The organism is Koromonas soli (assembly GCF_059726265.1).
Window position 1 is genome coordinate 3,996,381 of record NZ_AP040872.1, and the last position, 20,693, is coordinate 4,017,073.

Here is a 20,693-nt window from a genome sequence, read left to right on the forward strand (position 1 = left end):
TGTATCCGGCCCCGCGTAATTAGCGTGGGCCGGATAGCTCATATCACGTCCAATGAAAACTACACGGCCACGCGCTTCGTCACGCGGTTGTAAAGCACGTCGGCAACGTAATCCATATCCGCCAGCAGGCCTGCTTGCGCGCGCCGGATCGCCGCCACACCTATCAGCGTTTCGAAGCCCGGGATTTCCGCTTCTTCCAGGCCTCCTGCTCCACACAGCCAGCGCAGGCCGTCCTCAGCCACCTTCTGCGCTGCTTCGCGAGCGAACACGCGGCTGATTGCCGCCAGGCCCTTCGCATCGAAGCGGTCGTTTGTCTTTTCGTTGAGATTGCCTTCCGCCATCAACGCCGCGCGCCGCGCCAGGCTTCCTGCGCACTCGGCATAGGAGATCAACTCTCCCAGCCGTAGCAGAATGTGCTGATGCCGCGTCATCCGCGTCGTGCGCGCCTTCTCCAGCACTTCGGCCAGCGCGTGCATCGCCATCGCCGCAGTGCCCGCACCCACGTCCGGATGCTTCGCATGGATCTCTTCAAACTTCTTCGCCTGCTCGTGGTAGTACTGGCCGCGCGTCTTCAAGTGGAACTGCCAGCGATCGCGTGCAATCGTCATCTCCATGATTTCCGAAGTGCCTTCGTAAATCGTCGTGATGCGCACATCGCGCTTGATCTTCTCCACCATGTACTCGTGCGTGTAGCCATAGCCGCCCAGCGCCTGGATCGATGCCTCTGCCGCCGCGTTTCCAGCCTCGGTCGAGAAATACTTCGCCACCGCGCCTTCCGTGTTCAGGATGCCTTCGCCCGCGTCGATCCTCTCCGCTGTTTCCTCAATCGCTGCACGACCTGCTTCCAGCCTCGCCACGTGCGGAACGATCAACTTGTGCGTGTAGCCTTGCTTTTCCGATAGGGGCGCGCCTGCCTGAATGCGCTTTGCCGCATAGGGAATCGCGCGATCCAGTGCCGCCCATCCGCCGCCCAGTCCAAACGCAGCCACCATCAACCGCGTGTAGCCAAAGACAGCCTGCGCCTGCACCAGTCCCTGTCCTTCCACGCCACCAATCAACCGGTCGGCATCGACATAGACGTTGTCCAGCGCCAGCGCCGCCGTGTTGCTCAGGCGAATGCCGTGCTTGTTTTCCGGCTTGTCTTGTTTGAATCCCTGTGCGCCCTTCTCCACGATGAACCAGCTCGGTCCCGCCGGAGTCGCCGCCAGAATCGTGTACGCATCGGCGATGCCGCCATTGCTGATCCACTGCTTCAAAGCGTTGATCTTGTAGCCGACGATCTTGCCGTTTTCTTCCACGCGTTCTGCCGTGCTCTTCAGCGCTCCCAGATCGCTGCCCGCCTCCGGTTCCGTCGCGCCGTAAGCAAAGAGGATTCCCTCATCGGCAATCTTGCCCAGCCATTTCTTCTTCTGTTCCGGAGTCGCGCCCACGAAGATGGGATCGCTGCCAAGGAACGTCGCCAGCACTGCCGTTGCGACGCCCAGGTCGATGTGTGCCATCTCTTCGCACACGCAATACACATCAAACGCGCCGCCGCCAAATCCGCCATACTCTTCGGGAATAAACAGCAGTTGAATCCCAAGTCCAGTGGGATCGCACATGCTGCGGATGATCTCCAGCGGGCATTCGTCGCGCTCGTCCAGAGCAATCAATTCCTCATCGGGCAGGCGCTTCTTCGCAAAATCTTTCAGAGACTTCAAGCTAAGTTTCAGAGTCTTTTTCGTAATCATGGCTGGCCTCTTATTTCACCGTTGCGTGAATTTCACGAATCTTTGCTGTTAATTCGGGCAGGAACTCGAGCAGGTCATCGACCACGCCCACATCCGCCACCTGGAAGATCGGAGCCTTGGCATTCTTGTTGATGGCAATCAGCAGGGGATTGCCCTTGATACCGGCCAGGTGCTGGAACGAGCCGCTGATGCCGCACGCGATATACACCTTCGGCTTCACCGTCTGGCCCGACGATCCAACCTGCCGCGATTTCGGCAGCCACTTGGCGTCCACCACCGGACGCGAGCAGCACAGTGCCGCGCCCATGGTTTCCACCAGCTCCTGCACCATCGAAATGTTGTCCTGTTCCTGCACCCCGCGGCCGATCGAGACAAGGATTGCTTCCTTGCTGATGTCCACGTCTCCGGATTCCGCCACCACTGTTTCCAGATAGCGACGTCCTGAGGTCAGCGCGCCCACCGACGATGACTTGTCCACCACCGTGCCGTTTGCCGCAGCTGCCACCGCAGGTTTGAACGATCCCGGTCGCACCGTAATCACCGCGCCCGTCGAGATATCGGCCCGAACATGCGCGCTCACCTGTCCACCAAACTCCTGGCGAACCGCCTTCAGCATGCTGCCTTCTACGCCGTCGATTGCGACAACATCCATGACGCATGCTGTGTTCAACTTCACCGAGAGTCCCGGTCCCAGATCCACACCGAAATGTGAATGTGGCAGCAGCACGATGCTGCCTGCGGGAATGATCGCAATCAGGGCTTTGCGCACGAGTTCTGCGTTGGGATACGCCAGTGCGTCATTCGCAATCTTCCACACCTCCGCATAGCTGCTCTGGAGGGCCTTGCACACTGTTTCCAGTTCCGCGCCCGAGCCGGTGACAATGGCCGTCGGCATCGCCGACGCATCGATCGACTTTGCGGCCACCAGCAATTCAGCCGCTGTGTCGTCCACTACGCCGTCTTTATGTACGATGTATGCAAAAATGCGCGCCATTATTTCATCCCTCCTTTGGCCTTCACCAACTCGATCACCTGACCCACAATCTCTTCGCGGCTGCCCTTCAGAATCTCCGCACCCTTGCCTGCGGCTGGCACAAAGTAATCCGTGCGCACCACCTTCGGCGTGAACTTCGCGGCCACGCCCAACTCCGCCGCACCCAGCGTCGGAATCGGCACTGACGCCACCTGCCGTATGCCTCGCATTCCCACGTAACGCGGCTCGTTAATGCCCGTCTGGATCGAGAGCACGCAGGGAAGCTGCATCTCGTTCATCTCTTTGTTCCCGCCCTCGACCTCGCGGCTCACTTTCAGCTTGCCGCCGTCGATCACTTCAATCGCATTCACCAGCGAGGCAAACGGATAGTCCAGCATTGCTGCCAGCATTCCGCCCACCTGTGCCGCGCCATCCTCTGCCTGCGCACCGGTCAGAATCAGGTCAAACTTGTTTTTCTCAACGTAGGCTTTCAGCAGCGCAGCGATCCCGGCTCCGTCGAGGCCCTCGAACTTTTCGTCCGAGATCAGCACGGCATTCTTTGCGCCCATCGCCATCTCGCGGCGCAGAACCTCTTCGTCCTCTTCGCTACCCACCGTCACCACGGTCACATTTCCGCCGTGCTTTTCCACCATCTGGAGAGCTTCTTCAACCGCGTAGTTATCCCATTCGTTTACCGAGTAAACGAGGTCGTCGCGCTCGATGTCGTTTCCTTCACCGTTCAGTGCGATCTCGTTCTCGGAGGTGTCAGGCACTCGCTTCACGCAGACTAGAATTTCCACTTCATCCTCCCCGATAAAAATGCGATTGATTGCCGCCTTACCAAATCTTTAGTTGATTTTGTTTTTAAGGTGTCATCCTGAGCGCCGCGAAGGGATCCCAGCTCCGCTCAAATATCAACCACCGCCCAGAAGTCACCTCGGCCACCGTCCGAATCTGCCGTCCCACGCCTACCCTCAAGCCTTAACCATCTCCTTTTGATCCGTTGTTCTCACCATCTGCCTCTCCACCAGCTCCGCAATGTCGATGGCCGTCATCTTTCCTTCCAAGCCCGCGACCTTGATGGCGTCTTCCATGTTCACCATGCAGAATGGGCATGCCGTCACGATCACGTTTGCGCCTGCTTTCGCTGCCATCTGCACGCGCTTCACTCCCATGCGTTCTTCTTCCTTCGGCTCGTAGAACAGCATCAGTCCACCGCCGCCACAGCAGAACGACCGGTCGCGCGAGCGTTCCATCTCCACCCGCTTCAATCCCGGAATCGCATCCAGCACCGCGCGCGGCGCGTCATACACCTGGTTGTGCCGCCCCAGGTAGCACGGGTCGTGGTATGCATACACCGCTTCTTTGTCCTCGACAGGGTTGAACTCGATCTTCCCCGCTTCCACCTCGCGCGCTACAAACTCGCTGATATGTTCCACAGGAGGCAGTCCCTCGTAGTCTTTCTTCAGCGCGTTGTACGCGTGCGGGTCGGCGGTCACAATCCGCTTCACGCCTGCCGCCTTGATGGCCTCCGTGTTGTGCTCGCGCAGTTCGTTGAACAGCGTTTCTTCGCCAAAGCGCCTTACCTCATGTCCGCTGTCTTTTTCCGCTGCGCCCAGCACTCCAAAGCTCTCGCCCGCGTTGTTGAGAATCCTCGCCGTCGCCCGTCCAATCGACTGAATGCGGTCGTCATACGAAGTAATGCTGTCCACAAAGAAAAGCGTCTCGGTCGCAGCGTCCGTCTTCCCGTCGAGCACCTTCACTTCGCACTCCGTGCGGAAATCTTTCGCCAGCGCCCACTCTGCTCGCTTCTTCTCCATCTTTCCGTACGGATTCCCTCGACTCTCCAGCGCCTTCAGAGGCTTCTGCATCGACTGCGGAACCTTGCCTTCATCCACCATGCCGCGCCGCATGTCGACGATCTTGTCGATATACTCGATCATCAGTGGGCATTCTTCTTCGCACGCTCCGCACGTCGTGCACGACCACACTTCGTCTTCGGAATAGATCCCGCCAATCAGCGCCTGCCCATCCGTCTTTGCTGTTCCAAATACCGGATAGTGCTCAAACGCATAGTTCCTTGCCTTGATCGTCAGGAATCTTGGTGACAGCGGCCGTCCCACCGCGTTCGCCGGACAGTTATCCGAGCAGCGCCCGCAGTCTGCGCACGAGTAGAAGTCCAGCATGTGCTTCCACGTGAAATCCTCGAACCGCTTCACCCCGAACGATTTCACCTCGTCCAGGTTCGTCACTCCCCAGCGCACCGGCTTCACCTTGCCGCGCTCCAACTTTGCGAAGTACACGTTGAGTAGGGAAGTGACCACATGGAAGTGCTTCCCCATTGGCAGGAAGCAGAGGAAGGTAAAGAACGTAACTTCGTGTACAAGGAACGCCGCGCCACTCACACTCTTCAGCGCTGCACTCGATGAGCCGGCCAGCATCGCCTTGAATGCCCACGCCAGCGTCAGTGCAGGCAATGTTTCTGTTGCGCCCTGGTGCGGAGCCGGAATCGCTGCTGCTGCGGCTTCAAACAAGCTCTCTGAAACCATCAGCAATCCAATGAATCCCAAAACCAGCAATGCTTCAGCCGTATGATCCTTGCCATACTTCGCCGGAACCCTGTAGCGCTCAGGGGTGAAGATCCCTCTCCGGATTGCCGCTACAATCACGGCCAAGAAAACGATGGTGGATGCGTAGTCCTTAATAACGTTGTAAAAATGCCCGGCCTCCCCCGAGAAACCGGGCATAACAAAGCCATGGTCGAAACCGATCATGACCAATGACAACGAACGAACAGACAGAATCAGGAAGCCAGCAAAGATCGCCAGATGCAGCACGCCCGCGAACATGAAACGAGGCTGCTTCCACTGCACCAGCCAATATTTCAGCAGCACCCATAGCCGTGTCCCCGTCTGTTCAAAGCGGAGGTCACTCTCGCCTTTGAACAGCGGCACCATGCGCCGCCACACCATGAACAGGAAAGTTGCAACACCCAGCAGCGTGATCGTCGCGAACAGCGGACGTCCGAGTTCAAGTACCTGGGTAACTTCTATCGGCAGATTCACTGGGTTCAACATGGCGTTCACATCTCCCCAAGGGTCTATGTCTCTCACTGCCGGGTGCTTACCTATCCGGGCGCAACCGGAAGGGGCAAGCTTTGGCCCGCTCATTTCAAGGCGTAGAAATGCGCATGCCGCGTAGTGCGCGCTCTTTGGCCAAGTGTCGTTTGGCCCAGCCGAGCGCGTCAGGCGCAGCATCTCTCCGATGCGTATCGAGCGAGTGTGCCCGTGCTTCGAGATCGCCACGCATTGCGCGGCTTACCTCGCACGCACTGATTCACACCGCAGTTCTACAATCCGGTGCTTCGTCTTCTGAGGGGTACAGGAGGAGGGGGGCGCGAGATCACGCGCTAGGCCCAACATCTACTAACAGTAAACGGTACGAACTCTAATTCGCAGAAAGCAGTTCTTAAACTCTGGATCGTCGTTCGTAGCCAAATGCCTGACGTTTGTTGCAAAATGTAATTACTCTTTAAGCCGAACTAATAAGTATGGTCGATCTATTCTTAGTACTAGCCGCCAGGCTCTACTACTGATCTATAACTTCCTACCCGTGTCCTCTTACAAATGAAGCCCTCTTACATACCCGCCGCTAAGTAGTTCCGGCAGCGGAAAAAACGGCCATCAGTATGCGTCAAACGCAAATAATGTGGGGTGAATTTTGGATTACATCTGAATTACGCGCCAGTGTCCTTGACGATTGCAGCAAAAGGAGTAAATACTGCATGCGACAAAATAGCCATTGAACTGTATTTCCCAAACTGGAGCGGTTGCATAGAAACGGAGCTTGCCGATGAATACGTCAAAGTCACACCGCCTCCGCTTCTTCGACTACGTGGCCGACCTCGGCACGGGCGAACTTTATAAGGATGGCGCCAAAGTCCAGCTGCAGGAAAAACCCTCGCAGGTCCTCGCTCTTCTATTGCAGAAACCCAAAGAACTCGTCACTCGTCAGGAGATCATCAGCAAGGTCTGGGCAAAAACTTATGTCGAGGGCGACCTCTGTTTGAACGTCGCCATTCGCCGCCTTCGCTCCGCGCTCAACGACACCGCCACCCACTCGAGTTTCATCGAAACCGTCGGCAGTCACGGCTATCGTTTTGTTGCCGATGTTCATCGCGCCAACGGTTCCGGCTCGGTTACCGCCAGCCGCAAGCATCCTCGCGTCGCGGTCTTTCCCCTGCAGTCTGCGCCAGACTCCAACTGCAACTCTTTTGCCGGAGCCATGACCGAGCTCATCATCGTCGAGCTGCGCCGCATGCATCCTGGCATCTCCATCGTCACTCCCGAATTCACCACCGAGCGCCGTCGCAAAAGCAAGTCCAAGGTTGCCATCTGTCGCGAGGTCGGAGCCGACTACATGTTGGTGGGCGAGGTCTCTTCCGCCGAAGGCCAACTCCGCATCATCGCCCGCCTCCTCAAGTGCCGCACTCAGACCTGCATCTGGGCTGATAGCTACACTCGCAGCATGAGCGACCTCTTCGCCTGCCAGGTGGATATCTGCCGCAAGATCGCCTCATCGCTCGTGCAGTCTGTGCCTGCCTCCATGCACACCTCGCATCCGGACTCCGTTCCTCCCGCGGCTTACGAGACTTACTTGCGAGCCTGCTCTTTGCGTTCGCGACTGTCAGAGGATTCACTAAGCCAGTGTGTTCCACTCTTTGAGGAAGCGATCCGCGAGTGTCCGCAATTTGCTTTTGCCTGGACCGCTCTGGCCAACGCGCATTGCATGATGTCGCGCCTCGGCATGGTGCCTTCCAGCCAGGTCTTCCCGCAGGTTAAGAGCTGCGTCGACAAGGCGCTCTCCATCGAGGATCACGCCGAAGCCCGCACCGCTCTCGCCTACTATCAGTTTTTCTATGAGTACGATTGGGAGTCCGCCGAGGCCAGTCTGCTTCGCGCCCTCGCCCTCGATCCGCGTTACCCACTCGCCGTCGGAGGCTACGCCCAGCTCCTCGCCGCTCTCGGCCGCCACGAGGAAGCCGTCTTCCTCATGCGCCAGGCATGCGAGCTCGATCCTTACGCCAGCTACACGGCCATCATGTTTGGCTGGTCGCTCTACTACGCCGGACGCTATCAGGAATCTCTAGCTCAGCTTCAGAAGGCCGTCGAGATGGACCCATCTCAGTGGATAGGCCACACCAGCGCCGGAATGGTCCTTGAGCGCCTCGGCTTCATCGATGAAGCCATCGCCGAGTTCCGCCTTGCCATGGAGTATTCCGACAACAGCTCGCTCGCCCGCGCCCATCTCGCCTACGGACTAGCGCGCAAGGGAGACACCGCGGCCGCCACCGAAATCGTGAACGAGCTCATCGACCTTCGCGAAACCCAGTATTTCAGCCCTTATTGGATCGCCGTCATCTACGCTGGCCTCAACGACGCCACGCGTGCTCTCGAGTGGCTTGAGATCGCCTCTCGCGAGCGTTCCGGCTGGATCGTCTTTGCCCGCGAAGATCCCAAGTTAGACATCCTGCACTCTGACCCGCGCTTCCACCGCGCCTTGGCCGGCATCGCCCCCTCGCGCGAAACCGCCCTCCCCGCCTAGCCCAACCAAAGTTAGTGTTGCTTTAGTATTGGTGCCCCACCTCTGCCCTCTTTTGGCAGAGGTGGGTGTCTAGATTCCTCGACGATCACTTGAGGCGACTCAGCTCCCAACGAACGGCGGGTGGGGAATTACATCGCGGGTGGCCCTTTGGCGAATGTGGGATCGCCGAACATTCCCACCATTGCTTTTGCTGTTGTTCTTGCATTCGCCATCGGGTTCCTGAGACTTAAAACGAATAAAGACACGCAGAGTGCCGGATAACTTTCACAGGTGGGGATGTACCTCGAGTGTGCAAGTTACATCACGCGCGAAGTGCGCTCCCCAAAACAAAGCCGGCGCTCTCCAGCGCCGGCCGTTATTCTTTTATCGTCTGTCTCTACACCGCCGTCAGCACATGCCCCATCTTGAGCTTCTTCGTCTCCATGTAGAAGTGCGAACTCGGCGTCGGAGGCACCTCGCAGCTCACGCGCTCCACCACCAATCCTGCACGCGTAAGCGCCGCGATCTTCTGCGGATTATTCGTCATCAGCCGCACCCGCTTCAGCTTGAGCTCTTTCAGAATCTCCACCGGCAGCGCAAAATCGCGATAGTCCACCTTGAATCCCAGATGCTCATTTGCCTCGATCGTATCCAGTCCACGATCCTGTAGCGAATACGCCTGCAGCTTCGCCATTAGCCCAATGCCGCGTCCTTCCTGCTTCTCGTAGATCAGCACTCCCGCGCCTTCTTCCTTGATCGCGCGCATTGCCTGGTTCAGTTGCTCTCCGCAGTCGCAGCGCAATGATCCCAGCACATCGCTCGTGAGGCATTGCGAGTGAATTCTCACCAGCGGCACGCCTTCCGAGATATCGCCCATAATCAGCGCCACCGCCGTCTCCAGCTTGTCGCCCTTCGTGCGTTCAAAACCCAGCGCACGGAAATGTCCCCACTTCGTCGGCAGCTCCGTATCCGCCACCTGCCGCACCGTCGTGGTGCCTTCGCAATCGTTCGCAATCATTTTGTATCCTTCCCACGCAGCCCAATAAACCGGGTGCCCACATCCTTCAAGCGTCGCAAGAAAGAATGTGTCTGTACGGGTGCTCCATCCTTCCGGCATCGCCGGAGGGTGGAGAATTTCTTACCCTAGTTCGCAGATCTCTTCGTGTGCGCTTTTTCCGTACCCTGGCGATACTCCACCAGCTCGGCGATGCTCAGCACGACCATGTCATGCTCCAGCGCAAACTCATCGATATCGCTGCCCTTCGCCATCGTGCCGTCAGGATTGGTGATTTCGCACAACACCGCCGCTGGCTTCAGACCGGCGAGCACCGCGAGGTCCACCGAGCCTTCCGTATGCCCCGTGCGAGTCAACACTCCGCCCGGCGCCGCGCGTAGCGGAAACACATGTCCCGGACGCACCAGGTCTTCCGGCTTTGCGTCATCCCCAATGGCCGCACGGATCGTCGTCACCCGGTCCTGTGCTGAAACTCCAGTCGTCACGCCCTCACGCGCCTCGACCGTCACGGTGAATGCCGTCTGGAAGCGGCTTTCATTGTTCGTCACCATCATTGGCAGCTCGAGTTCCTTGATCTTTTGTTCCGGCAGACACAGACACACAATGCCGCTGCATTCGCGGATCAGCAGTGCCATCGTCTTGGGTGTGATCTTTTCCGCTGCGACAATCAGGTCGGCTTCATTCTCGCGATCAAAATCGTCCACGAGAATCACCGGATGTCCCTGACGCATATCTTCAAGGGCCCGCTGGAATCTTTCTTCGAAGGGAAGTGCCGCAGATTGGAGTGTTGCGGCTGCTACTGGCGAGATGGACATTTGAAACGCTCCTCGTTCATTCAGTCTGACGAAAAACGTTTCAGGGCTACGTTAATCCACACCCACGGCGGCGTAACTTGAGAGTTACGGGGCAGGTATGGGGATCGCGCATCTTCTTTCATCCGGACTTTAACCGTCGGCCCTGGAGTTTCACCAGATCTGCTGACCCTGCCATTGGCAGGCGCTCGCGGGCTATACCGCCGGTGGGGAATTGCACCCCGCCCTGAAGACGTACGCCTATTACTAGACACATGATAGCTCGATTTGCCGAAAAAGTAACGGTGCGCCGTCACAACAGAGTTCCGGTGGCCCAGATATGCCCTCCTCTGGCATATCTGGATGCTTGCATCTCCACCGAACCCCTATTCTCCCAATAGAAAAGGCCCACACACGAACGTATGTGGGCCTCCAGAATTCTCTTTTCCTATCCCTGTTGCGCACTCTCAAACAAAACTTGATATCCGCGCTGGAACGACTGCAAGTGCGTCCGCATCGCCTCTCGCGCTTTCATCGGATTCCGTTGCCGGAACGTTTCCAGGATTCGGCTGTGCTGCATCACTGCCTGCTCCATGCCTTCCTGCACCAGCAAGCTTTTGCCGATCAGGTCCATCATCTGCTCGCGTACGCCAGTCAGAATGTTGCTGAGCACGTGGTTATTGGCCGCCCGCCCCATCAGCAAATGAAACGAAAGATCCAGCTTGCAGAACTCATCGGCATTGTGCAGTGAATCCGCCATCTGCCGAATCAGCCGCTCCATCTCATCGGCCTGCGAAGACTGAATTCGCTCTGCGCACAGTCCTGCCAATTCCGATTCCAGAATCAGTCGAGCCTCGATGAACTCTCTTAGCGCCTTTGAATTGGTCAGCAGTCCGCTGTTCAGCCAAGGACTCGTGTAATACGCCGAAGGCTGCTCTGCCACATAGCTTCCGCCGCCCGCCCTCACTCGAATCAGCCCAATGAACGCCAGCGAAGTCAGCGCTTCTCTCAAGCTCGAGCGCCCTACATTGAATGCCTTGCACAGCGCGGCTTCCGAAGGCAGCTTCTCTCCCGGCTTCCAGTCCCCGGCCGTAATGCGTCCAGCAAGACGCTTAGCCACCTGTTCGCTCAAGGTGGACCGAGGCACCGGATCAAGACCGCTGAGAGGTTTAGCTACCATGTTCGTGAATACCCGTGACCGCTAGCATAGGCAAAAATTGTTGTATGTCAATCTTCTTTTCATCTTATCTGACAACTCAGGCCCTTACTCCCCACCCACGATATCTGATCGTTTGCTCTTAGCTCATTAAACCTGTCATCGTGAGCGGGGCTTTGCTCTTGCCTTTGTTTTCGAAGGGTGTCATCCTGAGCCGCAGGCGAAGGACCCCTACCATTCCCCTCACCACCACCGACCCAGGTCACCTGCCACTCACTCCTATACGTTCTTCACTTCCTGCGCCAACTGCGTCAGCGAAGCCTTCGCATCCCCATACAACATGCTCGTCACCGGCTTAAAGAACAGCGGATTTTCCAGCCCCGAGAACCCTCTTCCTTGCCCGCGCTTCAGTACTATCACCGATTTCGCCCTGTCGACCTCCAGAATCGGCATCCCCGCAATCGGACTATTCGTGTTATCCCTCGCATCCGGATTCACAACGTCATTCGCGCCCACCACCACCGCCACATCGGTTGACGGAAACTCCGGATTGATCTGTTCCATTTCATACAACTCGCCATAGGGCACATTCGCCTCTGCCAGCAACACGTTCATATGGCCCGGCATGCGCCCCGCCACCGGATGAATCCCATACTTCACCGTCACGCCGCGCTCTTCCAGTGCGCTGGCCAACTCGCGTACCGCGTGCTGCGCCTGTGCCGTTGCCAGCCCATATCCCGGGACGAAAACAACCTTGTTCGCATACGCCAGCCGCACCGCTGCGTCGTCCAGCGAAATCTCCCGCATCTCACCAGCTTCGCCTTCTGCGCTCGCATGGTGCACCGCGCCAAATCCGCCAAACAGCACATTGGTGATCGACCGATTCATCGCCTTGCACATCAGGATCGACAGGATTAAGCCCGAGAATCCGTCCAGCGTACCGGCAATGATTAGTACGTTGTTGCCCAGCACAAATCCTGTTGCCGCCGCCGCCAATCCCGCATAGCTGTTCAACAGTGACATCACAACCGGCATATCCGCCGAGCCAATCGGGATCACCAGCATGATTCCGAACACGAATCCCAGCACCACCATTGCGTAGAAAAACAGCGTTGCCTCCGGATTCACAATCGAATACACGAAGCACGCCACCATCCCGCCAAAGAGCAACAGGTTCACCACCTGCTGTCCCTTGAACTGCACCGGAGTTCCCCTCACCACGCCTTGCAGCTTGCCCGCCGCAATCAGCGATCCCGTCGTCGTCAGCGACCCCAGCATCACTTCAAATCCCAGAGCCCCGCGCGTAAATGTCGGCATCTCCACGCCGCCATGCAGCGTGTATTCGGCAATGCCCACCAATGCTGCGGCAAATGCGCCAAACGCGTGCGACAGCGCGGTTCGCTGTGGCATGGCCGTCATCGGCACCCAGATCGCCATCAGCGCGCCGATGATGGAGCCCACAATCAGCCCCGCAGCAATCCACTCGTAGGTGATGATCCTGTGATGGAACAGCGTTCCGATAATGGCCGCCGCCATTCCGGCCTCGGCCATGAACATGCCTCGCCGTGCTGACTCCGGATGACTCAGCCCCTTCAGGCCCAGGATGAAAAGAATCGATGCAATCAGGTAGGTGAATTCGAGGAAGTAATTAGCGCCGACTTGCTCCATTTACTTGCTTCCTCCCTTCGCCGTCTTCCGTGACTGGAACATCTTCAGCATGCGATCCGTAATGCCGAAACCGCCCACAACGTTGATCGTCGCCGTCGTCACCGCGATAAATCCCAACAGGGTAGCGATCGAAGGCTTCGCCGCATCGCCGCCATGCGCCAGCGCGTGGAAGTCCACCTTGTGCATACCGGCAATCACCAGTGAGCCAATCAGCGAGATGCCCGAGATCGCGTTCGTCGCCGACATCAGCGGCGTATGCAGCAGCGGAGGCACCCTCGAAATCACCTGATATCCCAGGAAAGCCGCCAGACAGAACACATACAACGCCGCAATCAATACCGCCGGATTCAATCCCTGCATAGCTTCTCCTACGCCTGTCGCGCACCGGCCGCAGCCGCCACGCGCTCATTCACAATCTCGCCGCCAAATGCGACGCACGCCCCCGCAATGATCTCGTCCTTGCGGTCGAGCACTAGCTCGCCATTCTTCAGAATCAATTGCAGAAAGTTGCTCAGGTTCCTCGAATACAGCATGCTTGCGTGCACTGGCATCTCCGCCGCCAGGTTCATCGGGCCAAAGATCGTGACGCCGTTATGCACCACCGTCTCGCCCGGCTTTGTCAGCTCGCAATTGCCACCCGCCGGAGCCGCCAGATCGAAAATGATCGCCCCCGGACGCATATCCTCCACCGCTGCCCGTGGAATCATCAGCGGAGCCCGCCGTCCCGGCACCTGCGCCGTCGTAATCACCACGTCTGAAACCTTCGCCGCCCGCGCAATCGCCTGCCGCCCCAGCTCCAGCGCCTCCGGACTCAGTTCCTTGGCATAGCCGCCCTTGTCTTCCGTCTGCAGCCCACCCAGATCGACCTCGATGAACTTCGCCCCGAGTGACTTCACCTGCTCGCCCGCTGCCGCGCGTACGTCATAGGCTTCCACCACCGCGCCCAGCCGCCTCGCTGTCGCAATCGCCTGCAGCCCCGCCACGCCCGCGCCCAGCACCAGCACCTTCGCCGGAGGCACCGTTCCTGCCGCCGTCATCAGCAGCGGAAACAGCTTCGGCAGGTGGTCGGCGGCCACAATCACTGCCTTGTATCCCGCCACCGTCGCCATCGAAGACAGCGCATCCATCGACTGCGCCCGCGTAATGCGTGGCACCAGCTCCATCGAGATCAGCGTCGCCCCGCGCCGCACCGCCGTCTCCAGCGCGGCCGGCTCATCCAGCGGACGCAAAAATCCAATCACCACGCAGCCGCTCTTCAACTGCGCCTGATCATCCTCCGCTGGCACATTCACCACCGGAAGCACATCCGCCTCAGCCAGCAGCTCCGCCCTGTCGCCGGAAACCCTCGCCCCCACCGCCTCATAATCCTGATCGCTTGCCCCCGACCGAACCCCCGCGCTCGACTCCACCGCCACGCTCACGCCCTTCGATGTGAGCGTCTTCACCCCATCCGGCGTCAGCGCCACTCGGGACTCATCCTGCCTGCTTTCCTTCAATATGGCGACAAGCACACTTTCCTCCGTAATCAGGAATGCGAATACCTCAACATCTACAAGATGCTGTGACAATCAGAGCTGATTCCCTGATATCGCACCTATTTTCAATTTCTTGTGATTTTGGAACCGCCCCACTGCGGTTGCTCTTGCCTTCGGTCTTGAATTCAAGGTGTCATCCTGAGCCGCAGGCGACCCCTACCCCCGCCACCCCAAGTCCACCCTGCTGGTGCCCCACCTCTGCCCGCTTTTGGCAGAGGTGGGTGTTTTGCCTTTGCTCTTGTTCTTGCCCCTGCCTTTGTCCTTGCTCTTGTATTTAAGGTGTCATCCTGAGCGCAGCGAAGGATCCCAGCAACTTCGCCTCGCGCCGCAACCGACCCAGGTCACCGACCTCCGCCCTCGTCCTCAGCGCACCGAAGCCCCCTACTCCTCATACAGCGGAGGAAACGCCTTCTCCATCTCCGCCGCCACCTCACGAGCGACTTCGATATTCACCAGCGGCCCCCGATTCATCCCCGGACAATACTCTGCCGCCTTCTTCCTCTCGCTAGCCTGCTCCAGCAGCTCCGGCCAGTACGGAAAAGACCGGCATTGCAGCGGCTTCACCGCATGCACCTCGCACCCATCTTTCTTCAGGAAAGGACATTGCTTATCTCTCGGCTTCCTCAACCGCAGCAGAGGCGCCTGCCCGCACACATACCTTCGCCTGAACTCCGCCCTGCTCATCTTCACAAATGCCGCAATCCGCGCAATATCCTCCGGGGTCACATACACAAACCCCTCCTGATCGCAGCACCGAATACACCCCTTTTGACACTCAAAACGCATCCGCCGAGTGTACCCGAAACCAAGACTCCCGTCGCCCCACTGCGCCCTTGGCTCTGCCTCGGCTCTAGCCATCGCCCTTTCGTTTCTAGGTGTCATCCTGAGCCGTAGGCGAAGGACCCCTACCCGCCACCTGGGGAGCACTCGCCCTGCATTTAAGTGCAATCGATTCCCCTCCGCCCGAATCTAACCAGAGTAGAATCCTCATCTGGCGGTTTCTTTGAAAGGGAAGTGCATGGCAAAAGTTCTCATCATGCTCGTACGTGTTCTGGCTTTGGTCTCCATCATCCTCGGCCTCCTGCTCTGGAGCGGCTCTGCCAGCCAGCTTGCGCCTCACATCGGCGTCGGATTCCTCATCTCCACCGTCGTCTTCATCCTAGCCATTCTCGGCATCCTCAAGAAGGCCGTCGTCCCGGGCATCATCGGAGTCATTCTCGCCGTCATTCTGCCTATCGTCGGCTTCAAACAACTTCCCCTCAACTTCCATACCTTCGGGGCCATCCAGCTCCTCCACGTCATCGTCGCCCTCGCCATCATCGGGGTCGCCGAAAGCCTCTACGCCTCCATCCGCCGCGCCCGCTAACCGCAACACCAGCGACCCCGTAACCGCACCGCGCTATAACGAAACAAACGGGTGCCCTATCCTTCCGGCGCAGCCGGAGGGTGGGGCTGTTGCTCTTCATCACATTCGGGAATTTCCGAGCCAGGACGGGACAGGTGCCCCACTCAACGTTCTTTTCGTTGAGTGGGGATTTTGATCCTCATTGGCAATTGGGGATAGCTGGATACAAGGCGATTATCCGTCCACAATGGCGATTTTGCACACTGCCCAACCTGAGCCAGCTAGACACCGTAGATTCGATTTTCTGCCTCCTCTGCAAGTCTTTTCGGAAGTTTTGGATCATCAGGAACATCGATGCCCAACACTTTGAGAGCTTTCAGGATCTTGTCAGCTTCACTGGGCTTTAGACCGGGGAGAACTCTCTGGTTCCTGCCCCCCGCGATAAAGCGGAGGCCGTAGATTGAAGTTCCTCTTAAGTTGGCAATCACCTGATACTTCATGTTTTCTATTTCCGCCAATGCGTAAGAGCAGGTATCCCAATGTGTGTTCTTGAAGTCGAGCCATCGCACTTTAGAAACGGTCAGCATTGATCTGTCACACTGGAACGTTTCGTCTGAGGGAAAGGCCGACACCACGTATCTCCATGAACCGAGCACCATAAAGAGAGTGAGGCTCAACAGCAGAGCAATTGCAAAGATGGAGCCACCTGAATCGACCGGATTGGACGACAGATCATGCCACATGCTCGGATTGCCGTGCTTGCCGGGTAGGAAAAGAAGTGCACACATTGCAAGCGTCCACAAGGCAATAAAAAAAATGAACCAGTAGAGCCGTCCGTGCGGGGAGTATTCCGAGATATTAAGTTGAACTCTCACCGATTGGTCGTCGATGTCGATTTGAAACTTCTGTTCAGCCATTGAGTGGCACCTTTATCCTCATTCCTGCGCGGGACTTGAGAGTAGCTAAACGCTTCCGATTGTTCAAGGTAAACATAGGGTAGGAGGATTGTTGAATACTACAGGGCTTCTCTCCAACTATCCCGTTCCGGAACCAGCCAACTTTCGGTTTATCTGGATTGATCTGACACTGAAATCTCAGTGCAAAGAGTGTTTCCGTGCTGTGTCGCGCACATACCCACTTCCGGAGATGCGCCTATCTCGCCCATCTACGACCCCAACAACTCCCGCTCCATCGCCGCGTCTTCAATTTCCAGATGCTGCGTCAGCCTTCCATCCACAAACTTCATCAGTTCCATCGCGCCGTTGATCCTGCGTTCCTCCAGGTCATAGGAAATCTCCTGCAATGCTTCCATCATGTCCCTGTGCGCTCTCTTGTGACCCTCAAAACGCGGACCGAACTCCAGCATTGCTTCTTCTTCTGACCTGAAATGCCTGAGCGTCACATCTATCAGGTCCTTCGAACGCGCGATGATCCCCGCCATTCCGATGCCGCCAAGAATTCCATCCCGCAGCGCCTGCTGTTTCTTTTTGATCTCTTCGTGTTCGCAATCAAAAATCTTTGCCTGAGGGTTTTCCGTCCGCCGCTGCATGAGTGAATTCGTTTTCCTGACGTTTACCTTCTGAGCATTCGCATTCGTCGTCTTCAGCATCGGTCGCGCGGAGTCCTTCGCATCTTGTTGTGGAGATCTCACCGATAAAACCCCGTTTTCTTCTCCCTCCGCAAGTTACTTCAATAACAACAAAGTTGTGCCAGCCGCGCCCGCTTCTCATGCGCATTTCGGCAATTCATTTGTACTCTGTATTTTGCAAAGATAGGTTCACTTCCCGTCAACATCCATGCAGCACATTTGCCTGTGCATTCATCACACTGCGTTGTGATGAGTTGTTCAATATGCAAGAATTCGCTTGCGCTCACGTTTGCACACTAATTACTATTTAGCTTCCCCTAGGAATGATTGCGCGATTTTCTTCGCGCCGGTGTACTCATACGATGAATATTGGTGAAACGATCCGCAATTTCCGCCTTCAGAAGGGTATGTCACAGGGCGACATCGAGAAGCGCACGGGCCTTCTGCGCTGCTATCTCTCTCGCGTCGAGAACGGCCACACCGTGCCCTCCTTGGACACTCTGGCAAAGATCGCCGACTCCCTTGAGATCCCTCTCGGGAATTTTTTTGCCGAGGCGCCTGCCGACAGCGCCAACGTAAAGGCTCTTCCGCAGCTCAGCGAAGAAGAGGTGCGTTTCCTTTCTCAGATCCGCCGCTACTCCAGCGGACTCAACGACAGTGACCGCAAGCTGGTGCTTGCCATGGTCAAAAAAATGGCGGCTTCCGCAGGCCGCTAGTCTCACCCATTGCTTACCGAGCCAGCGCGCCACCCGCGCGCTGCTCTGTCTTATTGCTTTTCCTCGAAGCTCACCACGACCTTTTCTTCGCCTGCCACCGGAACCCCGTTCTGCCGCGCTGGCGTGTAGCGCCACCTCTGCACAGCGTTCACCGCGGCCTTTGCCAGCAGCGGATTCCCACTCAGCACTCGTGTATGGTGCACCAATCCATCCGTGCCAATCGAAACCTGCAGCGTCACATTGCCATTCACATGTGACACCATCGCGTCCGCCGGATACACCGGCCTGACCATCTTCACCAGCATCGCGCGGCTGTCCTTGGATTTCGTCCCACGGGATCCATCCTGCGACGTGCTGTCCGCTTCTGCCGTGCTGCTCGCATCCACCACCGGCCTTGGCAGCGTCCGCACCGGAGTGCTGTTTGCGCGCTTCGCTCCGGTGAAGGGAAGCTTCAGCCAGCCATTCAGCATCAGCAGCAGCAACAGCGCCAGCACTGTGGCCGCCGCAGGAATCACCACCGCCGCGTGCAGATGCCGCATCCGCCGTTCGCCTTCGGCCTTTGCCGAGTCTTTCAACTTGACGACGGTTTTCAGAGCCTTTTCCGGCACGATCTTTACTGTCGGCGTAGGGACATCCAGCCGCTTGAAGTTAGCACGCAGCTCGTCGGCAGCACTCGTGTCTCCCTGCTCCCGATGCACGATCCGCGGCGCGAATATCTGCGCCACCCTCGGATCGGTGCGCACGTTGGCATCAGCGTTCACCTGCGGGTGCAGTGCCTCAGCCGCCGTGCCTTGCGTCCGCGCCGCCACCCTCGGTGTTCGCGGAGCAAATATCTGTGACACCCGCGGGTCTGCCGTAACCGGTCTCGCTGCCGGAGTCTGCGGCGCTGGTGTCGCTGCTGGTGGAACCAGTTTCGGCCGCGCTTCCTTTGCAGTTTCGCCCCGCGCATTTGCTGCTGCCGTAGTTGAGCCACCCGGCGCTTCCGCCTTCGGACCTGCCTTGGCAATCTGTTGAGACGCAGGTGTAGTCTTAGCTTTTCCGGCTTCCTTTGCCGCATCTGACAACTCACCGGACAGCTCAGGAACGGAATCCAGCTTCGACAGGAATGCCGCCAGGCTTGCATCCTCCAGCCCATTCCCGCCCGCCGCCTTCTTCTCTGGCACCACAGGCTCCGGCTCCGCACCTGCCGCTTTTTGCGAACTTTCATCTGCGTCGCGTCGTCGCGCTTCCGCCCCACGCGGCCCGGCTTCCGTCCGGCAGAAATCCATATCCGACAGCACCGAGTCGATCATCTGGTCCGCCAGACTCAAATCAATTGCCGGGTCCAGCTTCCATTCGTTCTCTGCCGTCGTTTCCTCGGACGTCGCGCTCGCCTGTCCCGCCGCCATGCCCGGCTCCGCATCGTCGAAATCCGGCAGCACGCTCCCCAGAACCTTGTCCGCAAGGCCCGCGTTTATATCGCCAGCCTCCGCCGCCCGCGGCTCAACCGCACCTCTTCCCGCTGCCGCCGATTCTGTCGCAATGTTTGTTTCTGCTACCGGATTGCTTTCCGAGGTCTCCGCGACTGTCGCCGAGGGCTCGACGCGGCCTGCCGCTTCCGTTCTATGCTCCGCCTTCTTCTCGGGAGCCATATCTGCCAGCACGGCCTCCACAATACCGCCTGCCAGTTCTCGCTGCTTCAGTGCAAATCCCAGCTTCAGCGCGTTTGCGCACAGCCGGTTGATCTCCCGCGGAACCCCCCGGCTCGTCCCGCTAATCCTGTTCATTGCCTCCGCCGTAAACAGAGGCTCGCCCGCATACCCCGCAACCCTCAGCCTGTATTCGATATATGCTTGCACTTGCGCCGCCGCGAGAGGCTCTATCCGCTGGATGGTCGTGATCCGTTGCAGCAGTTGCGCGTTGCTGGGCTCCCGCAGAGTGCTTTCTAGCGCCGGTTGTCCGGCCAGAATGATGTTCAGAAACTTGTGTTGCGCCGACTCCATGTTTGACAGCAGGCGCACCGTCTCCAGCGCCGAGCTGTCCAGGTTCTGCGCTTCGTCAATAATCAGCAGGACTGGCTTCTTGCGCCCCGAGGCTGCTACAAACCCACTCAGCAACTGGTGTAACCGCAGCGGATCGTGCTCGGTGGCCGCGCCTTTCAGATGCAGTTCCATGGCGATCAATCGCAGCAGCGCCTCGCCATTTGTCTGCGTATTGAACACGAAAGCGATGTCAGCCCGCTCGCGATACTGTTGGATCAGGTCGAGCAGAATCGTTGTTTTGCCGCTTCCTGCCTCGCCCACAATGACTTGTAGCCCGTCATCATCCTCGATCCCCATCGCCAGCCCATCCAAAGCCTCCCTGTGCTTCTCGCTGGTATAGAAGAAACGAGAGTTCGGCGACACCCCAAAGGGCTGTTCCCGCAGGCCGTAGAATTCCAGCAACAAAGACATGGTGCCCACTCGCGAAGCTCAATCCTGAGCTCCACCTCGTTACTTGTTCAGATGTCGTAATCCCGCGTGCCGTACTGTCCAAAGGCGCACAATCTTAGACCATGTCCTACTTCGGCTCAACCTGCAGCCTGCCTACTTACTCTCTGCTCGCGCCAACATTC

General features: G+C 58.0%; 17 protein-coding genes and 1 riboswitch. Of the genes, 3 read left to right on the forward strand and 14 right to left on the reverse strand.

The window, feature by feature from the left end; translation table 11 throughout:
• Window positions 1-59 precede the first annotated feature (59 nt).
• From AC6IY8_RS17420 to AC6IY8_RS17435, 4 genes are all read right to left on the reverse strand, one after another.
• Window positions 60-1,730 carry an acyl-CoA dehydrogenase family protein gene (locus AC6IY8_RS17420; RefSeq protein ID WP_497775958.1) on the reverse strand — a complete coding sequence of 557 codons (1,671 nt, stop codon included), beginning with the start codon at window positions 1,728-1,730 and terminating at the stop codon, window positions 60-62.
• A gap of 10 nt (window positions 1,731-1,740) precedes the next feature.
• The gene (locus tag AC6IY8_RS17425) at window positions 1,741-2,724 is read right to left on the reverse strand and encodes an electron transfer flavoprotein subunit alpha/FixB family protein (protein ID WP_497775960.1); all 984 of its coding nucleotides are present in this window, start codon (window positions 2,722-2,724) and stop codon (window positions 1,741-1,743) included.
• A complete protein-coding gene (locus AC6IY8_RS17430) occupies window positions 2,724-3,503 on the reverse strand; it encodes an electron transfer flavoprotein subunit beta/FixA family protein (protein ID WP_497775961.1) in 780 nt (259 codons plus the stop codon). The genes AC6IY8_RS17425 and AC6IY8_RS17430 overlap by 1 nt, the downstream gene beginning before the upstream one ends.
• 174 nt (window positions 3,504-3,677) lie before the next feature.
• Window positions 3,678-5,780 carry a (Fe-S)-binding protein gene (locus AC6IY8_RS17435; protein ID WP_497775962.1) on the reverse strand — a complete coding sequence of 701 codons (2,103 nt, stop codon included), beginning with the start codon at window positions 5,778-5,780 and terminating at the stop codon, window positions 3,678-3,680.
• A gap of 775 nt (window positions 5,781-6,555) precedes the next feature.
• Here AC6IY8_RS17435 and AC6IY8_RS17440 point away from each other — a divergent pair.
• Window positions 6,556-8,307: a winged helix-turn-helix domain-containing tetratricopeptide repeat protein gene (locus tag AC6IY8_RS17440; RefSeq protein ID WP_497775964.1), complete on the forward strand. Its 1,752-nt coding sequence runs from the start codon at window positions 6,556-6,558 to the stop codon at window positions 8,305-8,307.
• Window positions 8,308-8,683: 376 nt separating this feature from the next.
• Here AC6IY8_RS17440 and ribA read toward each other — a convergent pair whose 3' ends face one another.
• The 7 genes from ribA to AC6IY8_RS17475 all read right to left on the reverse strand — a co-directional run bounded on the left by ribA (window position 8,684) and on the right by AC6IY8_RS17475 (window position 15,333).
• The gene (gene ribA / locus AC6IY8_RS17445; protein WP_497775965.1) at window positions 8,684-9,304 is read right to left on the reverse strand and encodes a GTP cyclohydrolase II; all 621 of its coding nucleotides are present in this window, start codon (window positions 9,302-9,304) and stop codon (window positions 8,684-8,686) included.
• 125 nt (window positions 9,305-9,429) lie between these two features.
• Complete coding sequence (gene ribB / locus AC6IY8_RS17450; RefSeq protein ID WP_497775966.1) at window positions 9,430-10,116, reverse strand: 3,4-dihydroxy-2-butanone-4-phosphate synthase; 687 nt, start codon at window positions 10,114-10,116, stop codon at window positions 9,430-9,432.
• A gap of 106 nt (window positions 10,117-10,222) precedes the next feature.
• Window positions 10,223-10,351: riboswitch (FMN riboswitch) on the reverse strand.
• A 189-nt stretch (window positions 10,352-10,540) separates the two neighbouring features.
• Window positions 10,541-11,212: a FadR/GntR family transcriptional regulator gene (locus tag AC6IY8_RS17455; protein ID WP_497775967.1), complete on the reverse strand. Its 672-nt coding sequence runs from the start codon at window positions 11,210-11,212 to the stop codon at window positions 10,541-10,543.
• 315 nt (window positions 11,213-11,527) lie between these two features.
• A complete protein-coding gene (locus tag AC6IY8_RS17460; RefSeq protein WP_497775968.1) occupies window positions 11,528-12,916 on the reverse strand; it encodes an NAD(P)(+) transhydrogenase (Re/Si-specific) subunit beta in 1,389 nt (462 codons plus the stop codon).
• Window positions 12,917-13,276: an NAD(P) transhydrogenase subunit alpha part 2 gene (locus tag AC6IY8_RS17465; protein ID WP_497775969.1), complete on the reverse strand. Its 360-nt coding sequence runs from the start codon at window positions 13,274-13,276 to the stop codon at window positions 12,917-12,919. It abuts the gene before it with no gap.
• Between the two features lie 8 nt (window positions 13,277-13,284).
• Window positions 13,285-14,484, reverse strand: a complete 1,200-nt coding sequence (locus AC6IY8_RS17470; RefSeq protein ID WP_497775971.1) for a Re/Si-specific NAD(P)(+) transhydrogenase subunit alpha — start codon at window positions 14,482-14,484, stop codon at window positions 13,285-13,287.
• Between the two features lie 348 nt (window positions 14,485-14,832).
• A complete protein-coding gene (locus tag AC6IY8_RS17475) occupies window positions 14,833-15,333 on the reverse strand; it encodes a YkgJ family cysteine cluster protein (RefSeq protein ID WP_497775973.1) in 501 nt (166 codons plus the stop codon).
• 136 nt (window positions 15,334-15,469) lie between these two features.
• Between AC6IY8_RS17475 and AC6IY8_RS17480 the strand changes: the two genes are divergently transcribed.
• Window positions 15,470-15,817 carry a hypothetical protein gene (locus AC6IY8_RS17480; RefSeq protein WP_497775974.1) on the forward strand — a complete coding sequence of 116 codons (348 nt, stop codon included), beginning with the start codon at window positions 15,470-15,472 and terminating at the stop codon, window positions 15,815-15,817.
• Window positions 15,818-16,077: 260 nt separating this feature from the next.
• Here the strand turns inward: AC6IY8_RS17480 and AC6IY8_RS17485 are convergent, their stop codons facing one another.
• Window positions 16,078-16,713 carry a hypothetical protein gene (locus AC6IY8_RS17485; protein WP_497775976.1) on the reverse strand — a complete coding sequence of 212 codons (636 nt, stop codon included), beginning with the start codon at window positions 16,711-16,713 and terminating at the stop codon, window positions 16,078-16,080.
• 248 nt (window positions 16,714-16,961) lie between these two features.
• On the reverse strand, window positions 16,962-17,405 hold the full coding sequence (locus tag AC6IY8_RS17490; protein WP_497775977.1) for a bacteriohemerythrin: 444 nt from the start codon (window positions 17,403-17,405) through the stop codon (window positions 16,962-16,964).
• A gap of 341 nt (window positions 17,406-17,746) precedes the next feature.
• On the opposite strand from AC6IY8_RS17490, the gene AC6IY8_RS17495 reads away from it, so the two are divergent.
• The gene (locus tag AC6IY8_RS17495) at window positions 17,747-18,100 is read left to right on the forward strand and encodes a helix-turn-helix domain-containing protein (protein WP_497775978.1); all 354 of its coding nucleotides are present in this window, start codon (window positions 17,747-17,749) and stop codon (window positions 18,098-18,100) included.
• Window positions 18,101-18,150: 50 nt separating this feature from the next.
• Here the strand turns inward: AC6IY8_RS17495 and AC6IY8_RS17500 are convergent, their stop codons facing one another.
• Window positions 18,151-20,532 (reverse strand): TonB family protein, encoded by a 2,382-nt coding sequence (locus tag AC6IY8_RS17500; RefSeq protein WP_497775979.1) that lies wholly within the window; start codon window positions 20,530-20,532, stop codon window positions 18,151-18,153.
• Between the last annotated feature and the right edge of the window lie 161 nt (window positions 20,533-20,693).

Coding starts and splice junctions, on each gene's coding strand:
- AC6IY8_RS17465 (WP_497775969.1), bottom strand. CDS start 13,276: ATGCAGGGATTGAATCCGGCGGTATTGATTGCGGCGTTGTATGTGTTC.
- AC6IY8_RS17460 (WP_497775968.1), bottom strand. CDS start 12,916: ATGGAGCAAGTCGGCGCTAATTACTTCCTCGAATTCACCTACCTGATT.
- AC6IY8_RS17425 (WP_497775960.1), bottom strand. CDS start 2,724: ATGGCGCGCATTTTTGCATACATCGTACATAAAGACGGCGTAGTGGAC.
- AC6IY8_RS17475 (WP_497775973.1), bottom strand. CDS start 15,333: ATGACACCTAGAAACGAAAGGGCGATGGCTAGAGCCGAGGCAGAGCCA.
- AC6IY8_RS17500 (WP_497775979.1), bottom strand. CDS start 20,532: ATGTCTTTGTTGCTGGAATTCTACGGCCTGCGGGAACAGCCCTTTGGG.
- AC6IY8_RS17480 (WP_497775974.1), top strand. CDS start 15,470: ATGGCAAAAGTTCTCATCATGCTCGTACGTGTTCTGGCTTTGGTCTCC.
- AC6IY8_RS17490 (WP_497775977.1), bottom strand. CDS start 17,405: ATGCTGAAGACGACGAATGCGAATGCTCAGAAGGTAAACGTCAGGAAA.
- ribA (WP_497775965.1), bottom strand. CDS start 9,304: ATGATTGCGAACGATTGCGAAGGCACCACGACGGTGCGGCAGGTGGCG.
- AC6IY8_RS17440 (WP_497775964.1), top strand. CDS start 6,556: ATGAATACGTCAAAGTCACACCGCCTCCGCTTCTTCGACTACGTGGCC.
- ribB (WP_497775966.1), bottom strand. CDS start 10,116: ATGTCCATCTCGCCAGTAGCAGCCGCAACACTCCAATCTGCGGCACTT.
- AC6IY8_RS17485 (WP_497775976.1), bottom strand. CDS start 16,713: ATGGCTGAACAGAAGTTTCAAATCGACATCGACGACCAATCGGTGAGA.
- AC6IY8_RS17420 (WP_497775958.1), bottom strand. CDS start 1,730: ATGATTACGAAAAAGACTCTGAAACTTAGCTTGAAGTCTCTGAAAGAT.
- AC6IY8_RS17495 (WP_497775978.1), top strand. CDS start 17,747: ATGAATATTGGTGAAACGATCCGCAATTTCCGCCTTCAGAAGGGTATG.
- AC6IY8_RS17435 (WP_497775962.1), bottom strand. CDS start 5,780: ATGTTGAACCCAGTGAATCTGCCGATAGAAGTTACCCAGGTACTTGAA.